The following is an 18,810-nucleotide window of genomic DNA, read 5'->3' as shown; positions in this document are numbered from 1 at the left end:
ACGCCGTAGCCCTGTTGATTTAGCGCATTATCCTTTCCCAAAATAGAATCCGGTTTGGAGATCATGCGCCGGGCGACAGCTGTTACCCGACAAAGACCCGCTTTGGCTTGAACATGCCTTGCTCGATGGCGCCGATGGCGACCAGCTTGCCGCGCGCGGTGGCGCAGGCCTCCTCAGCTTCTACCGGCGCGTCACGGCCGCGAATAATGACCGGATTGCCGAGGCGGATTTTGGTTGCCGCATCGTCGCTGATCGCAACCTGCGGCAAGCATTCGAGCGCCGCGGCGGTGTCGACCAGAAGTGCATCGATGGCACCGAAGTCGATCGGCGCGTCCGCTGCTTGCGAAGCGTCCTCGCTCTGTTCGCCGAAGCGGGCGGCCTCCAGCTCGGCCAAGGTGACGAAATCTTCCTGCGTGAACGGCTCGACCTCGACCCGCCGCAGCTCGGCGATGTGACCAAAACAGCCAAGGTCACGCCCCATGTCGCGCGCCAGCGAGCGGACATAGGTGCCCTTGCCGCATTCGACCTCGAAGATGGTGCGATCGGCCATGTGCTCGACCAGGTCGAGCCGGCCGATCTCGACCTCGCGTGCCGGAATGTCGACCGTCTCGCCGTCGCGGGCAAGGTCGTAGGCGCGCTCGCCGGCGATCTTGATCGCTGAGAATTGCGGCGGTGTCTGCATGATCACGCCGGTATATTTCGAAAGCAGCGCCAGCACTTCGGATTCCGCCGGACGGAGGTCTGAGCTTTTGGTCGCCGCGCCTTCGAGGTCGTCGGTCGAACGCTCCTCGCCCCAGGCGACGGTGAAGCGGTAGACCTTGGCGCCGTCCTGGACGTAAGGCACAGTCTTCGTCGCCTCGCCAAGCGCGATCGGCAGCATGCCCGACGCCAGCGGGTCGAGCGTGCCGGCATGGCCGGCCTTTTCCGCCTGGAACAGCCATTTGATCTTGGAGACGGCTTCGGTCGAGCCCATGCCGACCGGCTTGTCCAGTACCAGCCAGCCCGAGATCGGCCGGCCCTTCTTCTTGCCGCGGCGCGCCACTATTCGCTATCCTTCCGGTCGTCTTTGTCTTTGTCGTCGGCGCTGAGATCGCGCGCCACTTCGGGCGAGTGCAGCAATTCGTTGATCTTCTGGAAATTGTCGTAGCTGGTATCGAGCCGGAAGCGGAATTCCGGCATGTACTTCATCTGCCGAAGGGCGCCGGAGACGCGGCCGCGGACGAACTTCGCATGCTTGTTGAGCGCTTCGACCACCGCACCGGCATCCTTGGCGCCGAGCGGCGAGACGAAGGCGGTGGCGATCTTCAGATCGGGCGACATGCGCACTTCGGAGACCGAGACCACTGTGTTCTCGATCAGCGGATCGAGGATATCGCCGCGCTGCAAGGTTTCGGATAGCGCATGGCGCACCTGCTCTCCGACTCGCAGCATGCGCTGGGATGGGCCTGACGGGGTCGAACGGGGCATTTTCCTCGGTCCTGAAATCGTGAAGCGCGGGATGGGACCGCGCCACATGTCTCATATGGTTTGGGCGGCGGCCTTTCGACCACCGCCCGGTCTCAATAGATGCTCGAACTCAAGACGCTCGAACTCAGAGCGTCCTGGTTACCATCTCGACGCGGAAGCACTCGATGACGTCACCGACGCGCATGTCCTCGTAGTTCTGGAAGGCCATGCCGCATTCCTGACCGCCCGGAACTTCCGAAACCTCGTCCTTGAAGCGCTTCAGGGTCTTCAGCGTGCCTTCGTGGATGACGACGTTGTCGCGGATCAGGCGCACGCCCGCACCACGCTCGACCTTGCCTTCGGTGACACGGCAGCCGGCGATCTTGCCGACCTTGGTGATGTCGAAGATCTCGAGGATCTCGGCATTGCCGATGAAGGTCTCGCGACGCTCCGGTGATAGCAGGCCGGAGAGCGCCGCCTTAACGTCATCGACGAGATTGTAGATGATCGAATAGTAGCGGATCTCGATGCCTGCCGCAGCCGCGGCCGCACGCGCCTGCACATTGGCACGAACGTTGAAGCCGATGATCGCAGCCCCCGAGGTCTCCGCCAGCGACACGTCGCTTTCGGTGATGCCGCCGGCGCCCGCATGGACGATGCGGGCGCGCACCTCGTCGGTGCCGAGATTGTCGAGCGCCGCGTTGATCGCCTCGATCGAGCCCTGCACGTCGCCCTTGATGACCAGCGGGAATTCCTTCAATCCGCTGGTCTGCAATTGCGACATCATCTGTTCAAGCGAGCCGCGCTGGCCGGCATGCCTGGCCACCGCCTTCTCGCGCGCCAGACGTTGGCGATATTCGGTGATCTCGCGGGCGCGGGCTTCGTTGTTGACAACGGCGAAGCGGTCGCCGGCCAGCGGCGTACCTTGCAGACCGAGGACTTCCACCGGCATTGCCGGCGGCGCTTCCTTGACCTGATCGCCGCGATCGTTGACCAGCGCGCGCACCCGGCCCCACTCGTTGCCGGCGACGAGAATGTCGCCCGGCATCAGCGTGCCGGTCTGCACCAGCACGGTTGCGACTGGGCCGCGGCCCTTGTCGAGCTGGGCTTCGATGACAACGCCTTCGGCGGTGCGGTCCGGATTGGCCTTCAGGTCGAGGATTTCGGCCTGCAGCAGGATCGCTTCGAGCAACTTGTCGAGATTGATGCCCTTGGTCGCCGACACCTCGACATCCAGCACCTCGCCGCCCATGGATTCGACGAACACCTCATGGCGCAGCAGTTCCGAGCGCACCTTCTGCGGGTCGGCGTCGTGCTTGTCGATCTTGTTGATCGCCACGATGATCGGAACGCCGGCCGCCTTGGCGTGGTTGATCGATTCGATCGTCTGCGGCATCACGCTGTCGTCGGCCGCCACCACCAGGATGGCGATATCGGTCGCCTGGGCACCGCGGGCACGCATCGCCGTGAAGGCGGCGTGGCCGGGCGTGTCGATGAAGGTAATCTTGTTACCGTTCTTCTCGACCTGATAGGCGCCGATATGCTGCGTAATGCCACCGGCTTCGCCGGACACCACGTTGGCATTTCGGATGGCATCGAGCAACGAGGTCTTGCCGTGATCGACATGGCCCATGATGGTTACCACAGGCGGACGCGGCTGCAGGTCCTCGGGACGATCGGCGATGTTGAACAAGCCCTCTTCGATGTCGGACTCGGCGACGCGGCGGACCGTGTGGCCAAATTCGGTCGCGACGAGTTCGGCCGTGTCGGCGTCGATGACGTCGCCAGGCTTCAGGATCTGGCCCTGCTTCATGAAGAACTTGACCACGTCGACAGCGCGCTCGGACATGCGCTGCGCCAGCTCCTGGATGGTGATGGTTTCGGGCAGGATCACTTCACGCATGACTTTCTCGCGTGGCTCATTATGCAACGCGCGCTTGAATTTCTCCTGACGGCGGCGCATCGACGACAGCGAGCGGGCGCGCGCATCCTCGTCGGAAAGCGCCGAATTCAGCGTCAGCTTGCCGCGGCGGCGGTCTTCCTCGCCCTTGGTCGGTTTGGCCGGACGCGCCACTTCGGGCGTGACCAGACGGCGCACTGGTGCGCCGGCACCGGTCCGCTTCGGCTTGACCTCTTCCTCGTCATCGACTGTCGCCAGTTCGGCGGCCAGCGGCGCACGGCGGCGTGCCTCTTCCTCGGCACGGCGGCGGGATTCAGCCTCGGCTTGCAGCCGTGCCTCTTCCTCGGCCTGACGGCGAGCCGATTCCTCGCGCTCGCGGCGGCGGCGCTCCTCGTCCTCGCTGCGGCGCTTGGCCTCCTCGATGGCGCGTTGGCGATCCTCGACGTCACGGACCTTCGAGCCCTCGAGAGCCCGGCGGCGTGCTTCCATTTCCTGGCGCGACAACTCGTTCAGCACCATGCCGCCGCGTTCGACCGGCGGCGGAGGCGGCGGCGCCTTGGGGGCTTCCTGCACGGCAGGCGCTGCCGCGACCGGCTTCGGCGTGAAGACGGACACAGGCGCTGCCGCCGGCTCCGGCTTGTCGCCGGGCAGCGAGAACTTGCGCTTCTTGGTCTCGACAACCACCGATTTGGTGCGGCCGTGCGAGAAGTTCTGGCGCACCGTGCCCTGTTCCATACCGGGGCGCTTCAGCGTCAAGGTCTTCTTCGGCGTAACACTCAGCGTCTTGTCGTCGCCCGATTTCGTATCGCTCATTCCATATCCTCTGCGGCATCATCTTCGTCAGCAACGGCCGCAAGCATTGCCAGATCGTCCGGGGAACCGCCCCGATATCGGTCGAGCGCAACCATGCGCTTCTGGACCGCCCTGCCCGCGTCTCCCGCGAGAACGGCAGCATGTATCACATTTGTACCCCCCAATGCCAAGCTCAACTCGGCCTCGGAGAAAAGTTTGTAAGCGCGGATCGCAGGCCCGCCGAGGTGGACGGTTGCCCGTCGCGCCTGGCTTATCTTGCGGACGCCATCGTCGGAAGCCTCGGTCGCGTGGAGCACGAAAAGTGCAAGTCCGCCGCGCACGGCGCTCTCGACCTTAGTCGCTCCGAGCGCTATGGCGCCCGCCTTGCGGGCCAGGCCAAGCATGCCCAGAGCGGACCTGGAAAGCAGCGCGTCGACCATGCCGCCAAGATCGGCTGGCACGGTCACCTGCGCCTTAAAAGCACGGGCAAACAGGTTTTTCGCCGCTGCCTTGTCTATATGTAGGCGGTCGGCGGTCACCCAGCAACCGCGGCCGGGCAGGTTTCTCTTGATGTCCGGAACGACGGCCGAATCCGGGCCGACGACGAAACGGATCAGCTCATCCGGTTCGGCTTGCCTGCGGGTGACGATGCAGGTGCGATCGTTCATCTCGTCCAAGGGCGGGTTCGGTGCGATGCGGTTTCACCTCACGCACCGACGGTTTCGTCAGCCGGCACGCCCTCGGCGGCAAGCTCGTCTTCGGTGATCCAGCCAGCCTTCAGGCGAGCGGCCAAGACCATTTGCTCGGCATCGGCGCGCGACACGCCGTGGTTGGCGAGCACACCCGGGAATACCTTCGTCTCGCCGTCCTTGCGTTCCTTCCAGCCGGTCAGGTCGTCGGCGGCGTAGCCGGCGAAATCCTCGATCGTCTTCACGCCGTCCTCGCCGAGCGTCACCATCATGGCGGTGGTGATGCCGGGAATCTCGCGCAGCTCGTCCTCAACGCCGAGCGCCTTGCGCTTCTCGTCATGCTCGGCTTCGATCTTCTCCAGATATTCGCGGGCGCGGGTCTGGATCTCCGAAGCCGTGTCCTCGTCGAAGCCGTCGATCGACGCGATTTCGCCGGAATCGACATACGCGACCTCCTCGACGCTGGTGAAGCCTTCGGAAGCGAGCACCTGGCCGACCATCTCGTCGACGTCGAGGGCTTCCATGAACAGCGACGACCGTTCAACGAATTCCTTCTGGCGCCGTTCGCTCTCTTCCTGCTCGGTCAGGATGTCGATATCCCAGCCGGTGAGCTGCGAGGCAAGACGGACGTTCTGGCCGCGGCGACCGATGGCCAGCGACAGCTGGTCGTCGGGGACGACGACCTCGATGCGCTCGGCATCCTCGTCGAGCACGACCTTGGCGACTTCCGCCGGCTGCAATGCATTGACGATGAAGGACGCGGCCGAGGGCGACCACGGAATGATGTCGATCTTCTCGCCCTGCAATTCGCCGACGACCGCCTGGACGCGGCTGCCGCGCATGCCGACGCAGGCACCGACCGGATCGATGGAGCTGTCACGGGAGATGACAGCGATCTTGGCGCGCGAACCCGGATCGCGGGCGACCGACTTGATCTCGATGATACCGTCGTAGATTTCCGGCACTTCCATGGTGAACAGTTTCGCCATGAACTGCGGATGGGTGCGCGACAGGAATATCTGCGGGCCGCGTTGTTCGCGGCGCACGTCATAGACGTAGGCGCGGACGCGATCGCCATATTTATAGTTTTCGCGCGGGATCAGCTCGTCCCGGCGGATAATCGCCTCGCCGCGGCCGAGATCGACGATGACGTTGCCGTATTCGACACGCTTGACGGTGCCGTTGACGATCTCGCCGATACGGTCCTTGTACTCGTCATATTGCCGGTCGCGCTCGGCCTCGCGCACCTTCTGCACGATGACCTGCTTGGCCGACTGGGCGGCGATGCGGCCGAAATCCATCGGCGGCAGCTGTTCGGCGATGAAATCGCCGAGCTGGGCGTCCGGATTGCGCTCGCGCGCCGAGGAAATGGCAATCTGCGTCGCGTAGTCGTCGACCTTCTCGACCACTTCCATCAGCCGCTGCAGCTTCATCTCGCCGGTATTCGGATTGATATCGGCCCGGATATTGGTTTCCTGGCCGTAGCGCGAGCGCGCGGCCTTCTGGATCGCATCGGCCATAGCGGCGATGACGATCGACTTGTCGATCGACTTTTCACGCGCGACCGCATCGGCGATCTGCAGCAGTTCAAGCCTGTTGGCGCTTACAACCATCTTCTTTCTCCCGAGCTTGTTGCCGACCTTACGGCCGGCAGCCCAATCACATTTCCTGTTCGGTTTCGTCTTCCGCACCCTCTGGTGCGTCTTCGGGTTCGCCGCGGCGTTTTCTGGCTTCCTTGCGCGACCGGTTATCCTTCGACAGCGCATCGCGGATAAGATCATCGGTCAGAACCAGCCGCGCTTCGGCAATCGCATCGTAGGGAACACGCACCGTCGGCTCCTCGCCGTAAGCGGCCTTGTCGCGCTCGATCAGCACACCGTCCGCGTCGCTTTCGGCGATCTTGCCCTTGAAGCGCTTGCGGTCGGCGACGAGAACCGACGTTTCCATCTTCACCAGATGGCCGGTCCAGGCTGCAAAGTCCGATTTGCGGACCAGCGGCCTGTCGATGCCCGGCGACGACACTTCGAGATGATAAGCCTTCTCGATCGGATCATCGACATCGAGCGCCGGCGATACTGCCCGGCTGACCTCTTCACAATCCTCGACAGTCATCGTGCCGTCCTCGCGCTCGGCCATGATCTGCAGCGTCAGCCCGTTCTGGCCCGACAGATGCACACGTACCAAGCGGAAACCGATGGCGCGCAGTACCGGCTGAACGATCAGCGCGATGCGCGCATCGATGCCGCTTTCGCGGATGATGCGGTCGTCGCCTTCGCTTGCCGTCACTGTCATTCGGTCCCTGTCGTTCGATTCCTGCTTGGCCGGCAGGTAATAAAAAAGAGCGGGACCGGGTGGACCCACTCTTCGTCATACCGACCAAGAATTTGAAGCTGATATAGACGATCGTGGCCGTCGTTTCAAGCCCGTCGTGCATGACGGCAAGGCTCCGAGTCCGCAGCGCTGCGCCAAATGCATGGCGCCCATGCAGTAATCCTCCTTTGAGCACCGGCAACGCACGACTATCTATGTTGCATTGCACAATTGGAGCGCTCACTACGCTTGGAAGGATCCGATCATGAACAATCGTGGATTTTTTTCAGCCATAGGCGACTTTTTTAGCGTGTTTGGCAGCGCCGTAGCAGCGTCGCGTGCTGTGGAAAACGGTCGCAAGCCGCGTGCGAATGATCTGCGCAATCTGGGCATGGAGCCGGCAGCCTTCGATAAAATCCGCCGCTTCTAAGCCAAGTGAACAGGAGAGCCTTCGGCCGCTCAGCTCGGACTTCCTGCTATTTCCGCACAAAGGTGAGATAGGCGGGCCGTCGGCCCTCGCGAATGGCCTTGGCCTCATAGCGCGTCCCCGGCCAGCCATCATAGGGCCGACGCCAGTCGGCTGCTTCGTTTGCCTGCCACGTGAAGGCGCCATGCGCCCGGCAATGCAGCAGCGTCCAGTTCACATAGCTGTCGATGTCTGACGCAAAGTGGAACTTTCCGCCGTGCTTCAAGACGCGTGCGAAGCGGTCGAGATTGACCGGGCTGACGAAGCGCCGCTTCCAGTGCTTCTTCTTCGGCCACGGATCCGGGTAGAGAAGGTCGATGCCGTCAAGCGAAGCCTGCGGCAGCCAGTCAAGCAGGCGTGTGGCGTCGTCGTCATAGACGCGCAGATTAGCAAGCGGCCGCTCCCGGACCGCCATCATCATCTTGGCCATGCCGTTGACGAAAGGCTCGACGCCGATAAAGCCGGTCGCCTGGCTGGCCGTGGCACGGTGCAGAAGATGTTCGCCGCCGCCAAAACCGATTTCGAGCTGGACAGCGGAAACTTCGGCTTCGAAAAGGCTGCGCAGATCGGCCGGCGGTTCAACCGTCAGATCGAGCCTGTAGGCGGCGAAGCCGCTCTCCAGCGCCGCCGCCTGCTGCGGTCGGATGGTCTTGCCGCGCCGGCGACCGAAAAACGCCTCGGTCGCACGGCTTGGCCGGTCCTTCGGGTCCATAGGCGCCGTTGTTAGGCGGCGACTGCTTCGGCGACCGGTTCGGCGAGAGCGTCCTTGAGCGCCTTGGCGAGATCGGTCTTCTCCCAGGAGAAGGATCCGTCGCGGCCGGCCTTGCGGCCAAAATGGCCGTAGGACGACGTCTTGGCATAGATCGGCTTGTTGAGATCGAGGTGGCGGCGGATGCCGGACGGCGATAGGTCCATCACAGTGCGCAGTGCACGCTCGAGCTTTGCCTCGTCGACCTTGCCGGTGCCGTGGAGGTCGACGTAGATCGACAGCGGCTGGGCGACACCGATCGCATAGGAAAGCTGGATAGTGCAGCGATCGGCAAGCTTCGCGGCAACCACGTTCTTGGCGAGATAGCGCGCCGCATAGGCGGCCGAGCGGTCGACCTTGGTGGTGTCCTTGCCGGAGAAGGCGCCGCCGCCATGGGGCGCAGCCCCACCATAGGTGTCGACGATGATCTTGCGGCCGGTCAAGCCGGCGTCGCCGTCAGGTCCGCCGATGACGAACTTGCCAGTCGGGTTGATGTACCAATTGCAATTGTCGGCGATCTTCAGGTCGCCTAGTGCTTCGCGGATATAGGGCTCGACGACGTTGCGCACCTTCTTCGAATCCCACGTCTCATCGAGATGTTGGGTCGACAGCACGATCTGCGTCACTTCCGCCGCTTTGCCGTCGACATAGCGGACTGTCACCTGGCTCTTGGCATCCGGCCCGAGCCTGCCGGCATCACCGCTGCCCTCATGGCGCGCAGCGGCCAGCAATTCGAGGATCTTGTGGCTGTAATAGATCGGCGCCGGCATCAGGTCCGGCGTTTCGCGGCAGGCATAGCCAAACATGATGCCCTGATCGCCGGCTCCTTCCTCGCCTTGCCGGTCGGAAGCGTTGTCGACGCCTTGGCCGATATCCGGCGATTGGCCGTGCAGCAGGACCTCGATCTTGGCCGTCTTCCAGTGGAAGCCGGCCTGCTCGTAGCCGATTTCGCGGATTGCCTTGCGTGCGACCGACTTGAACTTGGCCGGGTTGACAATCGGATGGCCGGCCGCATCCTTCAGGATGTTGCCCTCCTTGTCCTTCTTGAGCAGCGTCTCGGGGACGCGCACTTCACCGGCGATGACAACGCGATTGGTCGTCGCGAGCGTCTCGCAGGCGACGCGGACTTTCCACGGGTCCATGCCGGTCTTTCTGGCCTCGCGGTAGACGAGATCGACAATCTCGTCGGAGATACGATCGCAGACCTTGTCGGGATGGCCCTCGGCAACGGATTCCGAGGTGAAGAAATAATTGTGCCGCGTCACGGGTGTCCCCTCTTGAAAAAATATCGGCAGGCCGCCGATTTTGGCGCGCCAGTTGTTAACGGTGCCGGGCGCCGCTCGTCAAGTCGTGCAGCCGTTCTAGCATGAATTTTGACGTTATTATCTTTGCGTCCAGAAGACGGCGGCAGGGCGCACTACCCTCATCTCTTGCACTCACAGGCTGAAGAGAACGGTTTCGTGGAAGCATGTCGAGCAAAATCGATCCGCGCGTCGGCGCATCTGCGGAATGCACATCCCACGGTGCACTCAGCCACGAGAAATTGCATGCCCGGCTACGGCCAGTCAATCGACCTCGTCGGCGGAGAGCGACTTCACAAGCTCGATGATCTTGCGACGCACTTTCACGTCGGCGATCTTGACGAAGGCGCGGTTCAGCTGGAGGCCTTCCGGGCTGCCGCAGAATTCGACGGCGGAGGTCATCGACGCATCCTCGGCAAATCCACGGTTGCCCACGGCCTCCTGACCGGGCGCATCCTCGAAAAAGAAGGCGACGGGAACGCCGAGTATCGAGGCGATTGCCTGCAAACGACTGGCGCCGACGCGATTGGTGCCTTTTTCGTACTTTTGGATCTGCTGGAACGTTATGCCGAGGTTTTCGCCCAGTTTTTCCTGACTCATTCCCAGCATATTGCGGCGAAGCCGGATGCGGCTTCCGACGTGGATGTCGATCGGATTCGGCTTTTTCTTGTTTTCTTCTGTCATTTTTTCCTCGCCGAATTTTTCCGGCTTTTTCTATTTTGCTGCCCAAACGACGCCGCGGCCCGTGCCCCAACAGAACGACCTTATCGACTTCGAGAATTTTCAGGCGCTTACAGTATGAGTTTCTAATGTGTCGGCTGTCAATTCGCCCGTAGCCTTTGCCTTACGTTCAAAATGCATGCCGCAACGGCAAGCAAAAACATGATCAGCATTCCGTTAATGCGTCGTTGGCCGGAGGAAACGATGGCTTGGTTGGAGATCGGCACACGCACATCGATGGCGCCGCGTGCGTCGATAGCCAGCGCGTCGACGATGCGTCCTCGCGGGTCGACGACGGCCGAAATGCCGTTATTGGCCGCGCGCAACAGGGGCACCCCATTCTCCACCGCCCGGATCTGCGCCTGCCTGAAGTGCTGGTACGGCCCTGGCGTGTCGCCGAACCAGGCGTCATTGGTGACGTTCACAATAAGCTCGGCTGACGTGGCGTCAACCGCGACCAGATCGGGAAAGATGACCTCATAGCAAATAAACGGCAGCGCCCGGATGCCGCCGGGCAGCGTGATCGGGTGCCGCTCATTGCCGGCCGCGAAGGTCATTGGGCCGGCGACAAGCTGCTCAAGCCCAAAGCGGCCGAGCAGATCGGCGAAAGGCAGGTATTCACCAAACGGTACCAGATGAACCTTGTCGACGGCATCGACGATTTCGCCCCTTTCGTCGATCGCCACGACCGAGTTGTAGTAACGGCTTCCGGTCGCCGAGCCGCCTTCCTCGCGAACGACGCCGGCGACCAGCATCTGGCCATCGCCGAGCATCTCTCCGATGGCAGGCAAGGCATCCGGACGTTCGGTGAACAGAAACGGCACGGAGGTCTCCGGCCACAGGATCAATTGCGGCCTGTCATGGCCGGGTTCCGGCGCTTTGGCCGAAAGCCCCATCATGGTGGCGAAGATGCGGTCACGCACCGAGGCATCCCATTTTTCCGTGAGGTCGACGGCAGGCTGCACGATACGGACGTCGAGGCTGCGGGCGGCCGGCTTTTCGGGGGCGGCGAGCCTGATATAGCCGAAGCCGGCATGGGCAACGACCAGAACGACAAGCAATGCCACGCCGAGGCGAAGATGCCGGCGCGCCGCAAGCAGGGCCGGCAGTGCAAAGACGAAGACTGCAAGCGCATTCATGCCGATCATGCCGGTCACCGACACGCTCTGCATCAGCAAAGGCACCGGCATCGCCGCATAGCCGACGGCATTCCAGGGAAAGCCGGTGAACAGGAAGCCGCGCAACCATTCCGCCAGCGCAAAGCCGAAGGCGAGCGCGGCGATGCGGCCGATGTCATTGCTCCACAACAGCCGGGCAACCACGGCGGCGAAGCCATAGAAGAAGGCCAGCGCGAGGGGGATGCCAACCACCGCGAACGGCAAGGCCCAGGCGAAGCTGTCGGCCTCGACCAGAAGCGCCGAGCCAACCCACCACAGACCGGCAAGAAAGTAGCCGAAACCGAACCACCAGCCGATGGCGAAAGCCGGCAGCAAGCGTCGCAGAAAACCGTCCGAGGCTTCGCCGGTCGCGCCATCGAGAAGCCACACCAGCAGCGGGAACGAAACGAAACAGACGGCGAAGAAATCGTAAGGCGCCTGAGCGAGAACCGCCAGCGCGCCGGCAAGAAACGCCACCAGCGCGCGCCGCCAGCCCCAAAGCAGAATTATCCGGCCGGCCTGGCGCTCCATCTATGCTTCCGAGTCGTGCGAATCAGGAAGCAAGATTTATCAGGCCGCGGGCTTGGCTCCAAACCGGATAAGAGCGAACAAGTCCGCTCATAGCTATCGATGCCAGCCTTCGATCTTCAGTCCGCCCAGCCGCTCAGCCTCTTCGCGTGGGACGGAGCGGACAGTCTGGGAAAAGGTCCAGACATGGCCTTCAGGATCGCGCGCCCTGTACTGCCGTTCACCGTAGAACTGGTCGGCAGGCTCCTCGACGATCTCGGCTCCCGCCGCCCTTGCACGATCACAGTGGGCATCTATCCCGTCCTTGAGGCGCGCATAGACCGACTGCGTGTTCTTGCCTGCAACTGAAGCCGGGCTGGCTATATGGTCGGCCCATTCGGAATCGATGACGATATAGCCGTCGCCGAACCGCATCTCGGAATGGACGAGCCTGCCATCGGTATCGCTGACCACCATGCTCGGCTCGAAGCCGAAAGCCTTTTCAAGCCATGTCAATGCGGCCCGCGGATCCTGGTAGAAGACGCCGGAGCCCAGTGTCGAGTGCTTGAACGGGTCCTCAATCGGCATCGGGCGAGCCGCGTCCTTCAAGCCTGCTCGGTGCGGGCGGCGCGGCGGCGGCGCTCGCCCTTCAGGGTTTCGACTATGCGCACGCGCTTGACGCGGCGTGGGTCGGCGTCGAGCACATGGAACTCGAAGCCGGGTATGGCCTGCACCACTTCGCCGCGCGCCGGCACCCGGCCAAGCGTGTTGAAGATCATGCCGCCGATCGTGTCGACATATTCGCCGTGCTCGCCGGCGGCGAAATCCTCGCCGATCATCTTGGCGACATCGTCGATCTCGGCCTTGCCGTCGACGATGAAGACGCCTTCGCCGGCCTGGGTGATCATCGGCTCGTCGTCGTCGTGCTCGTCCTCGATGTCGCCGACCACCATCTCGACGATATCCTCGAGCGAGACGAGACCGTCGGTGCCGCCATATTCGTCGATGACCAGCGCCATCTGGGTCCGTGTCGTCTGCATCCGCCCCATCAGGTCGGAGGCGAGCATCGACGGCGGCACGAACAGCACCGGTCGGATCAGGTTGAGATCGCCGATGGTGCGCGCCAGATCGACCTGGGCGAGATCGAGAACCGTTGCGACCGCGGTTTTCCTGGTCGTCCTGCCCTTTCGGACGCGGGCGACCTTGGTGATGTGCGCCAGCACGTCGCGGATATGGACCATGCCGCGCGGGTCGTCGAGCGTCTCCGAATAGACCGGCATGCGGGAATGGCCGGACTGTTCGAAGAGCCCCAGAAGATCACCCAGCTTCGTGGTGATCTCGACCGCCTCGATGTCGGCGCGCGGCACCATGACGTCCTCGACGCGCACTTCGCGCAGACGCAGGATATTGTTGAGCATGGCGCGTTCGCCGGGCGAGAAGGATTCCGCATCGCTCGCCGTTTCGGCAAGCGCACCGGCAATCTCCTCGCGCAGGCTGGTGCCGTTGCGGTGCCTGAAAAGCCCGAGCACGCGATCGAACAGGGAAGGACCGGCAGGCGATGCCTCGCTGGCGAAGCTGCCGGTCGTGGTACTCGGACTCGAGCCCTCTTCCGTCGTTTCGGAAGGCTTGATCGCACTGCCGGCATCGGGGCGGGCGGCAGTCTCTGGTTTGTCGTTCATCATCGTCCGGTCAATTGATCTTTTGTAATTACGTGTAGGGATCGGGAATGGCAAGCCTCGCAAGTGCTGCGCGCTCTGTCGCTTCCATCAGTTCCGCTTCGGCGTCGGTTTCGTGATCGTAGCCCAGCAAATGCAGCAGGCCATGGATAACGAGATGGGAGATATGGTCCTCGACCGGCTTGTCTTCCAGTGCCGCCTCGCGCGCGACCGTCTCGGCGGCCAGCACGATGTCGCCGAGCATCGGCGGCAGCGGCCCGCCCCGGGCAAACGGAAAAGCCGGAAAAGACAGGACGTTGGTCGGCTTGTCCTTGCCGCGCCAGCCGGCATTGAGCGTGCGGATATGGGCATCGTCGGAAAAGAGGATGCTGAGCTCGGAACGCCCGTCCGCACCGGTTTCGGCAAAGGCGGCCGAGACGGCATGGTCGACCAGCCGCGTCAGCGTCGTCTCGGCGGGCCAATCTCCGGCCTCGATCGCGATATCGATCTCGACGGGAAGCGGCCCCCCCGCCTTTTGCTCCTCAGCCATGCGGCCGCATAATCATATCAGCCTTCGACACCCAAGCCCCTGGCCAGCTTGCCGTCGCGGTCGTAGGCCTTGACGATCTCGGCGACCAGCGGATGCCTGACGACGTCGCCTTCGTTGAAGCGGACCGTCACCATGCCGGTGACGCCGTCGAGGATTCTCAGCGCCTCGACCAGGCCGGACTTGGTGTTTGGCGGCAGATCGATCTGGGTCGGATCGCCGGTGACGATCATGCGCGAGTTCTCGCCGAGCCGGGTCAGGAACATCTTCATCTGCATGGGCGTGGTGTTCTGCGCCTCGTCGAGGATGACGGCAGCGTGCGCCAGCGTACGGCCGCGCATGAACGCCAGCGGCGCGATCTCGATGACCTCGGCGGCAATCGCCCGCTCGACCTTGTCGGCCGGCATCATGTCGTAGAGCGCGTCATAGAGCGGCCGCAGATAAGGATCGACCTTCTCCTTCATGTCACCCGGCAGAAAGCCAAGCCGTTCGCCGGCCTCGACCGCGGGGCGCGACAGCACGATGCGTTCGACCATGCCGCGTTCGAGCAGCATTGCCGCATGCGCCACCGCCAGATAGGTCTTTCCGGTGCCGGCCGGGCCGATACCGAAGACGAGTTCCGACCGCTCCAGCGCGCGCATATAGGCGTCCTGGTTCAGCGAGCGGGCATAGATCGTCTTCTTGCGCGTCGATATCTGGGCGGCAGACACCTTGCCCTTGCGCTCCAGTGTCGGCAGCGTCAGTTGGTCGTCGGCGGCGATCGCCATGCGCACAGCGCCGTCGACATCGGACTGGCCGATATCGGTGCCTTTCTGCAGAATTCCGTAAAGATTGTCCAAGGCGCGGCGTGCCTGCTCGGCCGCCGAGGAAGAGCCTTTGATGGTCAATTGATTGCCGCGCGAGCGGATGTCGACGCCGAGCTTCTGCTCGAGTCTGGCCAGATTCTCGTCGAATTGGCCGTAAAGGGCGCTGGCAAGCTTGTTGTTGTCGAAAGTCAGTACGATGTGCGCCATATCCGAGGCCCCCGAGGGTAGGTTCTGGGGCAGGTTCTTCACTTCAGCAGCGCTCAACCGTCTCTCCTCATCTGCCGAGGCCTTCAGGCCAATTCGGCGAACAGGCTGTTGTAGCCCGTCTTCGTGATTCGTACCTGGATAATGTCACCGATTTCACCGGCCTTTTCATCAACAATAACCGGCTGCAGCCAGGGCGAGCGGCCAACCTTCTGGCCGGCCTGGCGGCCCGGCTTTTCGATCAGCGTGTCGATGGTCCTGCCGATCAGGCTTGCGCCGAAATCCTGCTGCTGTTTCAGCAGTAGCGCCTGCAGCCGCTGCAGGCGCTCGTCCTTGACCGCCTCCGGCACATGATCACTCATCTCGGCGCCCGGCGTGCCGGGGCGCGGCGAATATTTGAACGAAAAGGCCGAGGCATAGTTGATGTCTTCGACCAACTGCATGGTCGCCTCGAAATCGGCTTCCGTCTCGCCGGGAAAGCCGACGATAAAATCGCCCGACAGCGCAATGTCGTTCCGTGCGGCACGGATGCGGTCGATCAACGTCAGATAGTCCTTGGCCATATGCCTGCGGTTCATCGCCTTGAGTATGCGGTCGGAGCCGGATTGCACCGGTAAATGTAGATAGGGCATCAGCGTAGGCAAATCACGATGGGCGGCGATCAATTCATCGTCCATGTCGCGTGGATGACTGGTTGTGTAGCGCAGGCGCGCCAGGCCCGGAATCTCGGCCAGCCTGAACAGCAGCCGGCCAAGGCCCCATTCCGCGCCGTTTTCACCTCTTCCATGCCAGGCATTGACGTTCTGGCCGAGCAGCGTCACCTCGCGCACGCCGGCATCCGCCAGGCGCTCGGCCTCGGCGACGATCTGTGCCACCGGCCGCGAGACTTCCGAGCCGCGCGTGTAGGGCACGACACAGAAGGTGCAGAACTTGTCGCAGCCTTCCTGAACGGTCAAGAACGCCGTCACGCCGCGCCTGATCAGTTCGGCGCGCTTCGGCTGCGGCAGATGCTCGAACTTGTCCTCGACGGCATAGTCGGTCTCGACGATCTTTTCGCCGCTCCGCGCCCTCGCCAGCACACCGGGCAGCCGGTGGTAGGTCTGCGGGCCGATGACCAGGTCAACGGCCGGCGAGCGGCGGATGATCTCGGCACCCTCGGCCTGCGCCACGCAGCCGGCGACGCCGACCAGCATTTCGCGCCCGGCCCTTGCACGCTCGGCCTTCAACTCACGGATGCGCCCAAGTTCGGAATAGACCTTTTCCGCCGCTTTCTCGCGGATGTGGCAGGTGTTGAGCAGCACCAGATCGGCCTCGCCGATAGCGTCTGTCGGGGCATAGCCGTCAGCCGCCAGCGCATCGGTCATGCGCTGCGAATCGTAGACGTTCATCTGGCAGCCATAGGTCTTGACGAAGACCTTCCTGGTCGCGGCAGGCAGAACGACCAGGTCTTCGGCGGCAGCGCCGGTGTCGTCGCGTTCTATCGTGTTCAATTCCATTTCGCGGCTTCTAGCGCCTTTCCCTGACAAAAAACAGACGAATCTGGCCGGAACCCGCGCAGCTTACCGGCTCGGGCGCGGCTCGGCGAGCGCCGCCTGCACCATCTCGCGCACCTGGCGTTCCATCTGCTTTGCCGTTTCCTTGCGGCTGGAGCCCTTGGAGAAAGCAATCGCCTCGCCAAAATGCACCTCGACGTCGAGGGCGCCCTCGGCCATCAGCACCTTCAGATGCGGCATCAGCTCTTCATCGCCGATCCAGGCGGCAACCGGCCGATGCCGGCGGCCGAGCGGCACGCCATGCAGGCGCGTATAGACGATCGCCACCGGCTGGATGAAGACCTGTTCGGCCGCCCCTTCCGCAATCGCCATTGTAGCGGCGCCGAACAGCGTACTCTTGAACGGCAGGATCATGTTGCCGTCGCCGGTCGAGCCTTCGGCAAACAGCACCATGGCGTCGCCCTTAGCCATGCGGCCGGCGATCTCGCTCGCCTGGTCGCCCGACGAACGTTTGCGCTCACGTTCGATGAAGACAGTGCGCTGCAGCTTCGACAGCATGCCGATCAACGGCCAGCCGGCCATGTCGGCCCTGGCGATGAACGTCACGTCGACCATCGAACCCAGTACCATGATGTCGGTCCAGGAGATGTGGTTGGCGGCAATCAGCAATGGGCGCTGGCCGGACAGCGCCCCCTTGACATGGATGCGCAGCCCCAGCGCCCTGACGATCATCCTGTGCCAGATCTTCAGGATGAAGGTCTCGCGCCAGAGCCCGGTCCTCATCGACAGGACCTGCAGCGGCACAAGCACCAATGAGCCGACGACAACCAGCCCCAGCGCCAGGAAAATCCTGATTTTTCCGATCATCCGCACCACCCCGGCGTTTGGCTAGCGAAGATCGCGGCGCATGACAAGCGCGCCGGTCGGGCCGTGTTCCGGCGATTTGTAATAGTTGGCGCGCTTGCCGACCTCGCGGAAGCCAAGCCGCCGATAGAGCGCGATCGCAGCGACGTTGGTCTCGTCGACCTCGAGGAAAAGTGCCTCGGCGCGCTGTGCGTGCAATTCGCGCAGCACCGCATCCATCAATTGCCAGCCGAGCCCCCGGCGCCGATGCGAGCGTGCCACCGCGACCGTCAGGACCTCCCCCTCGCCGGCCGCCAGCCGCGCCAGCACGAAGCCGACCGGCGGCTTGGCGCCCTGTCCGGTCTCGCGCGCGGCATAGCCGAACACGGTGTCCTGCTCGAGCAGTGCGGCGAATTCGTCGTCGGTCCACGGCCGCGCGAAATCCTCGCGATGCAGCACCGACATGGCCGCGCTGTCGGCAATTGTCAGCGGCTCGAGCGCATAGTCCCTGCGGCGCGGCTGGAGGAACGGAATGCGCATCAGTTTTTTTGCCTCGATAAAACAAAGCCGGCCTGCGGCTTGGCGTCGGCGCCGCGCAGATAGAGCGGTTTCGGCTTTTCGCCCTCGCCCTTGGCTGCGGCCCGATGGGCATAGACGGCGATGTCGGCGGTGGCCGCCGTCCCGCCGAGATCGAAGCTGCGCCCGGCCGCCGCGGCAATTTGGGTTGCCGCCGTGCCCGCCAGAACCGGAGAGATGTCGGTCGCCATGGCTGCGGCTTGCGAGAGCGTGGTCACAGCCGGACCATAGATCAGAACCGACCTCTCATCGTAAAGCGCCGCATGGATCTCCTCGCGGCCTGCATCGAGCGCGGCGAGCACGGCGCGGCGGGGAAATATCGCTGCGGCCTCTGCGGCCAACGCCTCCAGAGTCGTCACGCCGATCGCGGGGATTTTCAGCGCCAGCGCAAGGCCGCGCGCCGCCGAGACGCCGACGCGCAGACCGGTGAAGGAGCCCGGACCGGTCGCAACGGCAATGGCGCCGAGGCCGGTAAAGTCCGTTCCGGCCGCCTTCAACGCCCCTTCGATGACACCCATCAGATGCTCGGCATGACCCTTGCCGAGATCGAGCACCGAACGGCCGAGTTCTTTCCCGGCCGCCGCGTCGTAGACGCAGGCGGCGCAGAGATTGGCGGCACAGTCGATGGCAAGCAACTTCATGAAGCGCCC

At 63.4% G+C, this 18,810-nt stretch carries 19 protein-coding genes; 1 reads left to right on the top strand and 18 read right to left on the bottom strand.

Going from position 1 to position 18,810, the window contains the following annotated elements:
* Positions 1 to 82: 82 nt before the first annotated feature.
* The 6 genes from truB to rimP all read right to left on the bottom strand — a co-directional run bounded on the left by truB (position 83) and on the right by rimP (position 7,119).
* On the bottom strand, positions 83 to 1,042 hold the full coding sequence (gene truB, locus NKH63_RS14780) for a tRNA pseudouridine(55) synthase TruB (protein ID WP_352716714.1): 960 nt from the start codon (positions 1,040 to 1,042) through the stop codon (positions 83 to 85).
* Complete coding sequence (rbfA, locus tag NKH63_RS14775; protein WP_352918039.1) at positions 1,042 to 1,467, bottom strand: 30S ribosome-binding factor RbfA; 426 nt, start codon at positions 1,465 to 1,467, stop codon at positions 1,042 to 1,044. Before rbfA ends, truB begins: the two co-directional genes overlap by 1 nt.
* 124 nt (positions 1,468 to 1,591) lie before the next feature.
* A complete protein-coding gene (gene infB, locus NKH63_RS14770; protein WP_023719561.1) occupies positions 1,592 to 4,159 on the bottom strand; it encodes a translation initiation factor IF-2 in 2,568 nt (855 codons plus the stop codon).
* Positions 4,156 to 4,806 carry an RNA-binding protein gene (locus tag NKH63_RS14765; RefSeq protein WP_023719562.1) on the bottom strand — a complete coding sequence of 217 codons (651 nt, stop codon included), beginning with the start codon at positions 4,804 to 4,806 and terminating at the stop codon, positions 4,156 to 4,158. The genes infB and NKH63_RS14765 overlap by 4 nt, the downstream gene beginning before the upstream one ends.
* A 38-nt stretch (positions 4,807 to 4,844) precedes the next feature.
* Positions 4,845 to 6,440: a transcription termination factor NusA gene (gene nusA, locus NKH63_RS14760; protein ID WP_352493772.1), complete on the bottom strand. Its 1,596-nt coding sequence runs from the start codon at positions 6,438 to 6,440 to the stop codon at positions 4,845 to 4,847.
* Positions 6,441 to 6,486: 46 nt separating this feature from the next.
* Positions 6,487 to 7,119 (bottom strand): ribosome maturation factor RimP, encoded by a 633-nt coding sequence (gene rimP / locus NKH63_RS14755; RefSeq protein WP_352918036.1) that lies wholly within the window; start codon positions 7,117 to 7,119, stop codon positions 6,487 to 6,489.
* 283 nt (positions 7,120 to 7,402) lie between these two features.
* On the opposite strand from rimP, the gene NKH63_RS14750 reads away from it, so the two are divergent.
* Positions 7,403 to 7,567: a hypothetical protein gene (locus tag NKH63_RS14750; protein ID WP_023719565.1), complete on the top strand. Its 165-nt coding sequence runs from the start codon at positions 7,403 to 7,405 to the stop codon at positions 7,565 to 7,567.
* Positions 7,568 to 7,613: 46 nt separating this feature from the next.
* On the opposite strand, the gene trmB is transcribed toward NKH63_RS14750, so the two are convergent.
* The 12 genes from trmB to tsaB form a co-directional block, all read right to left on the bottom strand.
* On the bottom strand, positions 7,614 to 8,315 hold the full coding sequence (gene trmB / locus NKH63_RS14745; protein WP_352493771.1) for a tRNA (guanine(46)-N(7))-methyltransferase TrmB: 702 nt from the start codon (positions 8,313 to 8,315) through the stop codon (positions 7,614 to 7,616).
* An 11-nt stretch (positions 8,316 to 8,326) separates the two neighbouring features.
* A complete protein-coding gene (gene metK / locus NKH63_RS14740) occupies positions 8,327 to 9,616 on the bottom strand; it encodes a methionine adenosyltransferase (protein ID WP_352908610.1) in 1,290 nt (429 codons plus the stop codon).
* Between the two features lie 300 nt (positions 9,617 to 9,916).
* Positions 9,917 to 10,336 carry a helix-turn-helix domain-containing protein gene (locus tag NKH63_RS14735; protein WP_352493770.1) on the bottom strand — a complete coding sequence of 140 codons (420 nt, stop codon included), beginning with the start codon at positions 10,334 to 10,336 and terminating at the stop codon, positions 9,917 to 9,919.
* Between the two features lie 137 nt (positions 10,337 to 10,473).
* On the bottom strand, positions 10,474 to 12,060 hold the full coding sequence (lnt, locus tag NKH63_RS14730) for an apolipoprotein N-acyltransferase (protein WP_352483239.1): 1,587 nt from the start codon (positions 12,058 to 12,060) through the stop codon (positions 10,474 to 10,476).
* Between the two features lie 93 nt (positions 12,061 to 12,153).
* Positions 12,154 to 12,624, bottom strand: a complete 471-nt coding sequence (locus tag NKH63_RS14725; protein WP_352918034.1) for a VOC family protein — start codon at positions 12,622 to 12,624, stop codon at positions 12,154 to 12,156.
* Between the two features lie 17 nt (positions 12,625 to 12,641).
* On the bottom strand, positions 12,642 to 13,715 hold the full coding sequence (locus NKH63_RS14720) for a hemolysin family protein (RefSeq protein WP_352483241.1): 1,074 nt from the start codon (positions 13,713 to 13,715) through the stop codon (positions 12,642 to 12,644).
* Positions 13,716 to 13,743: 28 nt separating this feature from the next.
* Complete coding sequence (gene ybeY, locus NKH63_RS14715; protein ID WP_352483242.1) at positions 13,744 to 14,241, bottom strand: rRNA maturation RNase YbeY; 498 nt, start codon at positions 14,239 to 14,241, stop codon at positions 13,744 to 13,746.
* Between the two features lie 17 nt (positions 14,242 to 14,258).
* On the bottom strand, positions 14,259 to 15,251 hold the full coding sequence (locus NKH63_RS14710) for a PhoH family protein (protein ID WP_023719573.1): 993 nt from the start codon (positions 15,249 to 15,251) through the stop codon (positions 14,259 to 14,261).
* 83 nt (positions 15,252 to 15,334) lie between these two features.
* Positions 15,335 to 16,744, bottom strand: coding sequence for a tRNA (N6-isopentenyl adenosine(37)-C2)-methylthiotransferase MiaB (miaB, locus tag NKH63_RS14705; RefSeq protein WP_352918033.1), 1,410 nt, complete (start codon positions 16,742 to 16,744; stop codon positions 15,335 to 15,337).
* 63 nt (positions 16,745 to 16,807) lie between these two features.
* On the bottom strand, positions 16,808 to 17,608 hold the full coding sequence (gene olsA, locus NKH63_RS14700; RefSeq protein WP_023719575.1) for a lyso-ornithine lipid O-acyltransferase: 801 nt from the start codon (positions 17,606 to 17,608) through the stop codon (positions 16,808 to 16,810).
* Positions 17,609 to 17,629: 21 nt separating this feature from the next.
* On the bottom strand, positions 17,630 to 18,124 hold the full coding sequence (gene rimI / locus NKH63_RS14695) for a ribosomal protein S18-alanine N-acetyltransferase (protein ID WP_023719576.1): 495 nt from the start codon (positions 18,122 to 18,124) through the stop codon (positions 17,630 to 17,632).
* On the bottom strand, positions 18,124 to 18,801 hold the full coding sequence (gene tsaB, locus NKH63_RS14690) for a tRNA (adenosine(37)-N6)-threonylcarbamoyltransferase complex dimerization subunit type 1 TsaB (RefSeq protein WP_023719577.1): 678 nt from the start codon (positions 18,799 to 18,801) through the stop codon (positions 18,124 to 18,126). Before tsaB ends, rimI begins: the two co-directional genes overlap by 1 nt.
* Positions 18,802 to 18,810 lie beyond the last annotated feature (9 nt).

It is taken from the genome of Mesorhizobium sp. M0960 (genome assembly GCF_040319055.1).
GTDB lineage: Bacteria > Pseudomonadota > Alphaproteobacteria > Rhizobiales > Rhizobiaceae > Mesorhizobium.
This window is presented reverse-complemented; position numbering and strand designations above follow the sequence as displayed.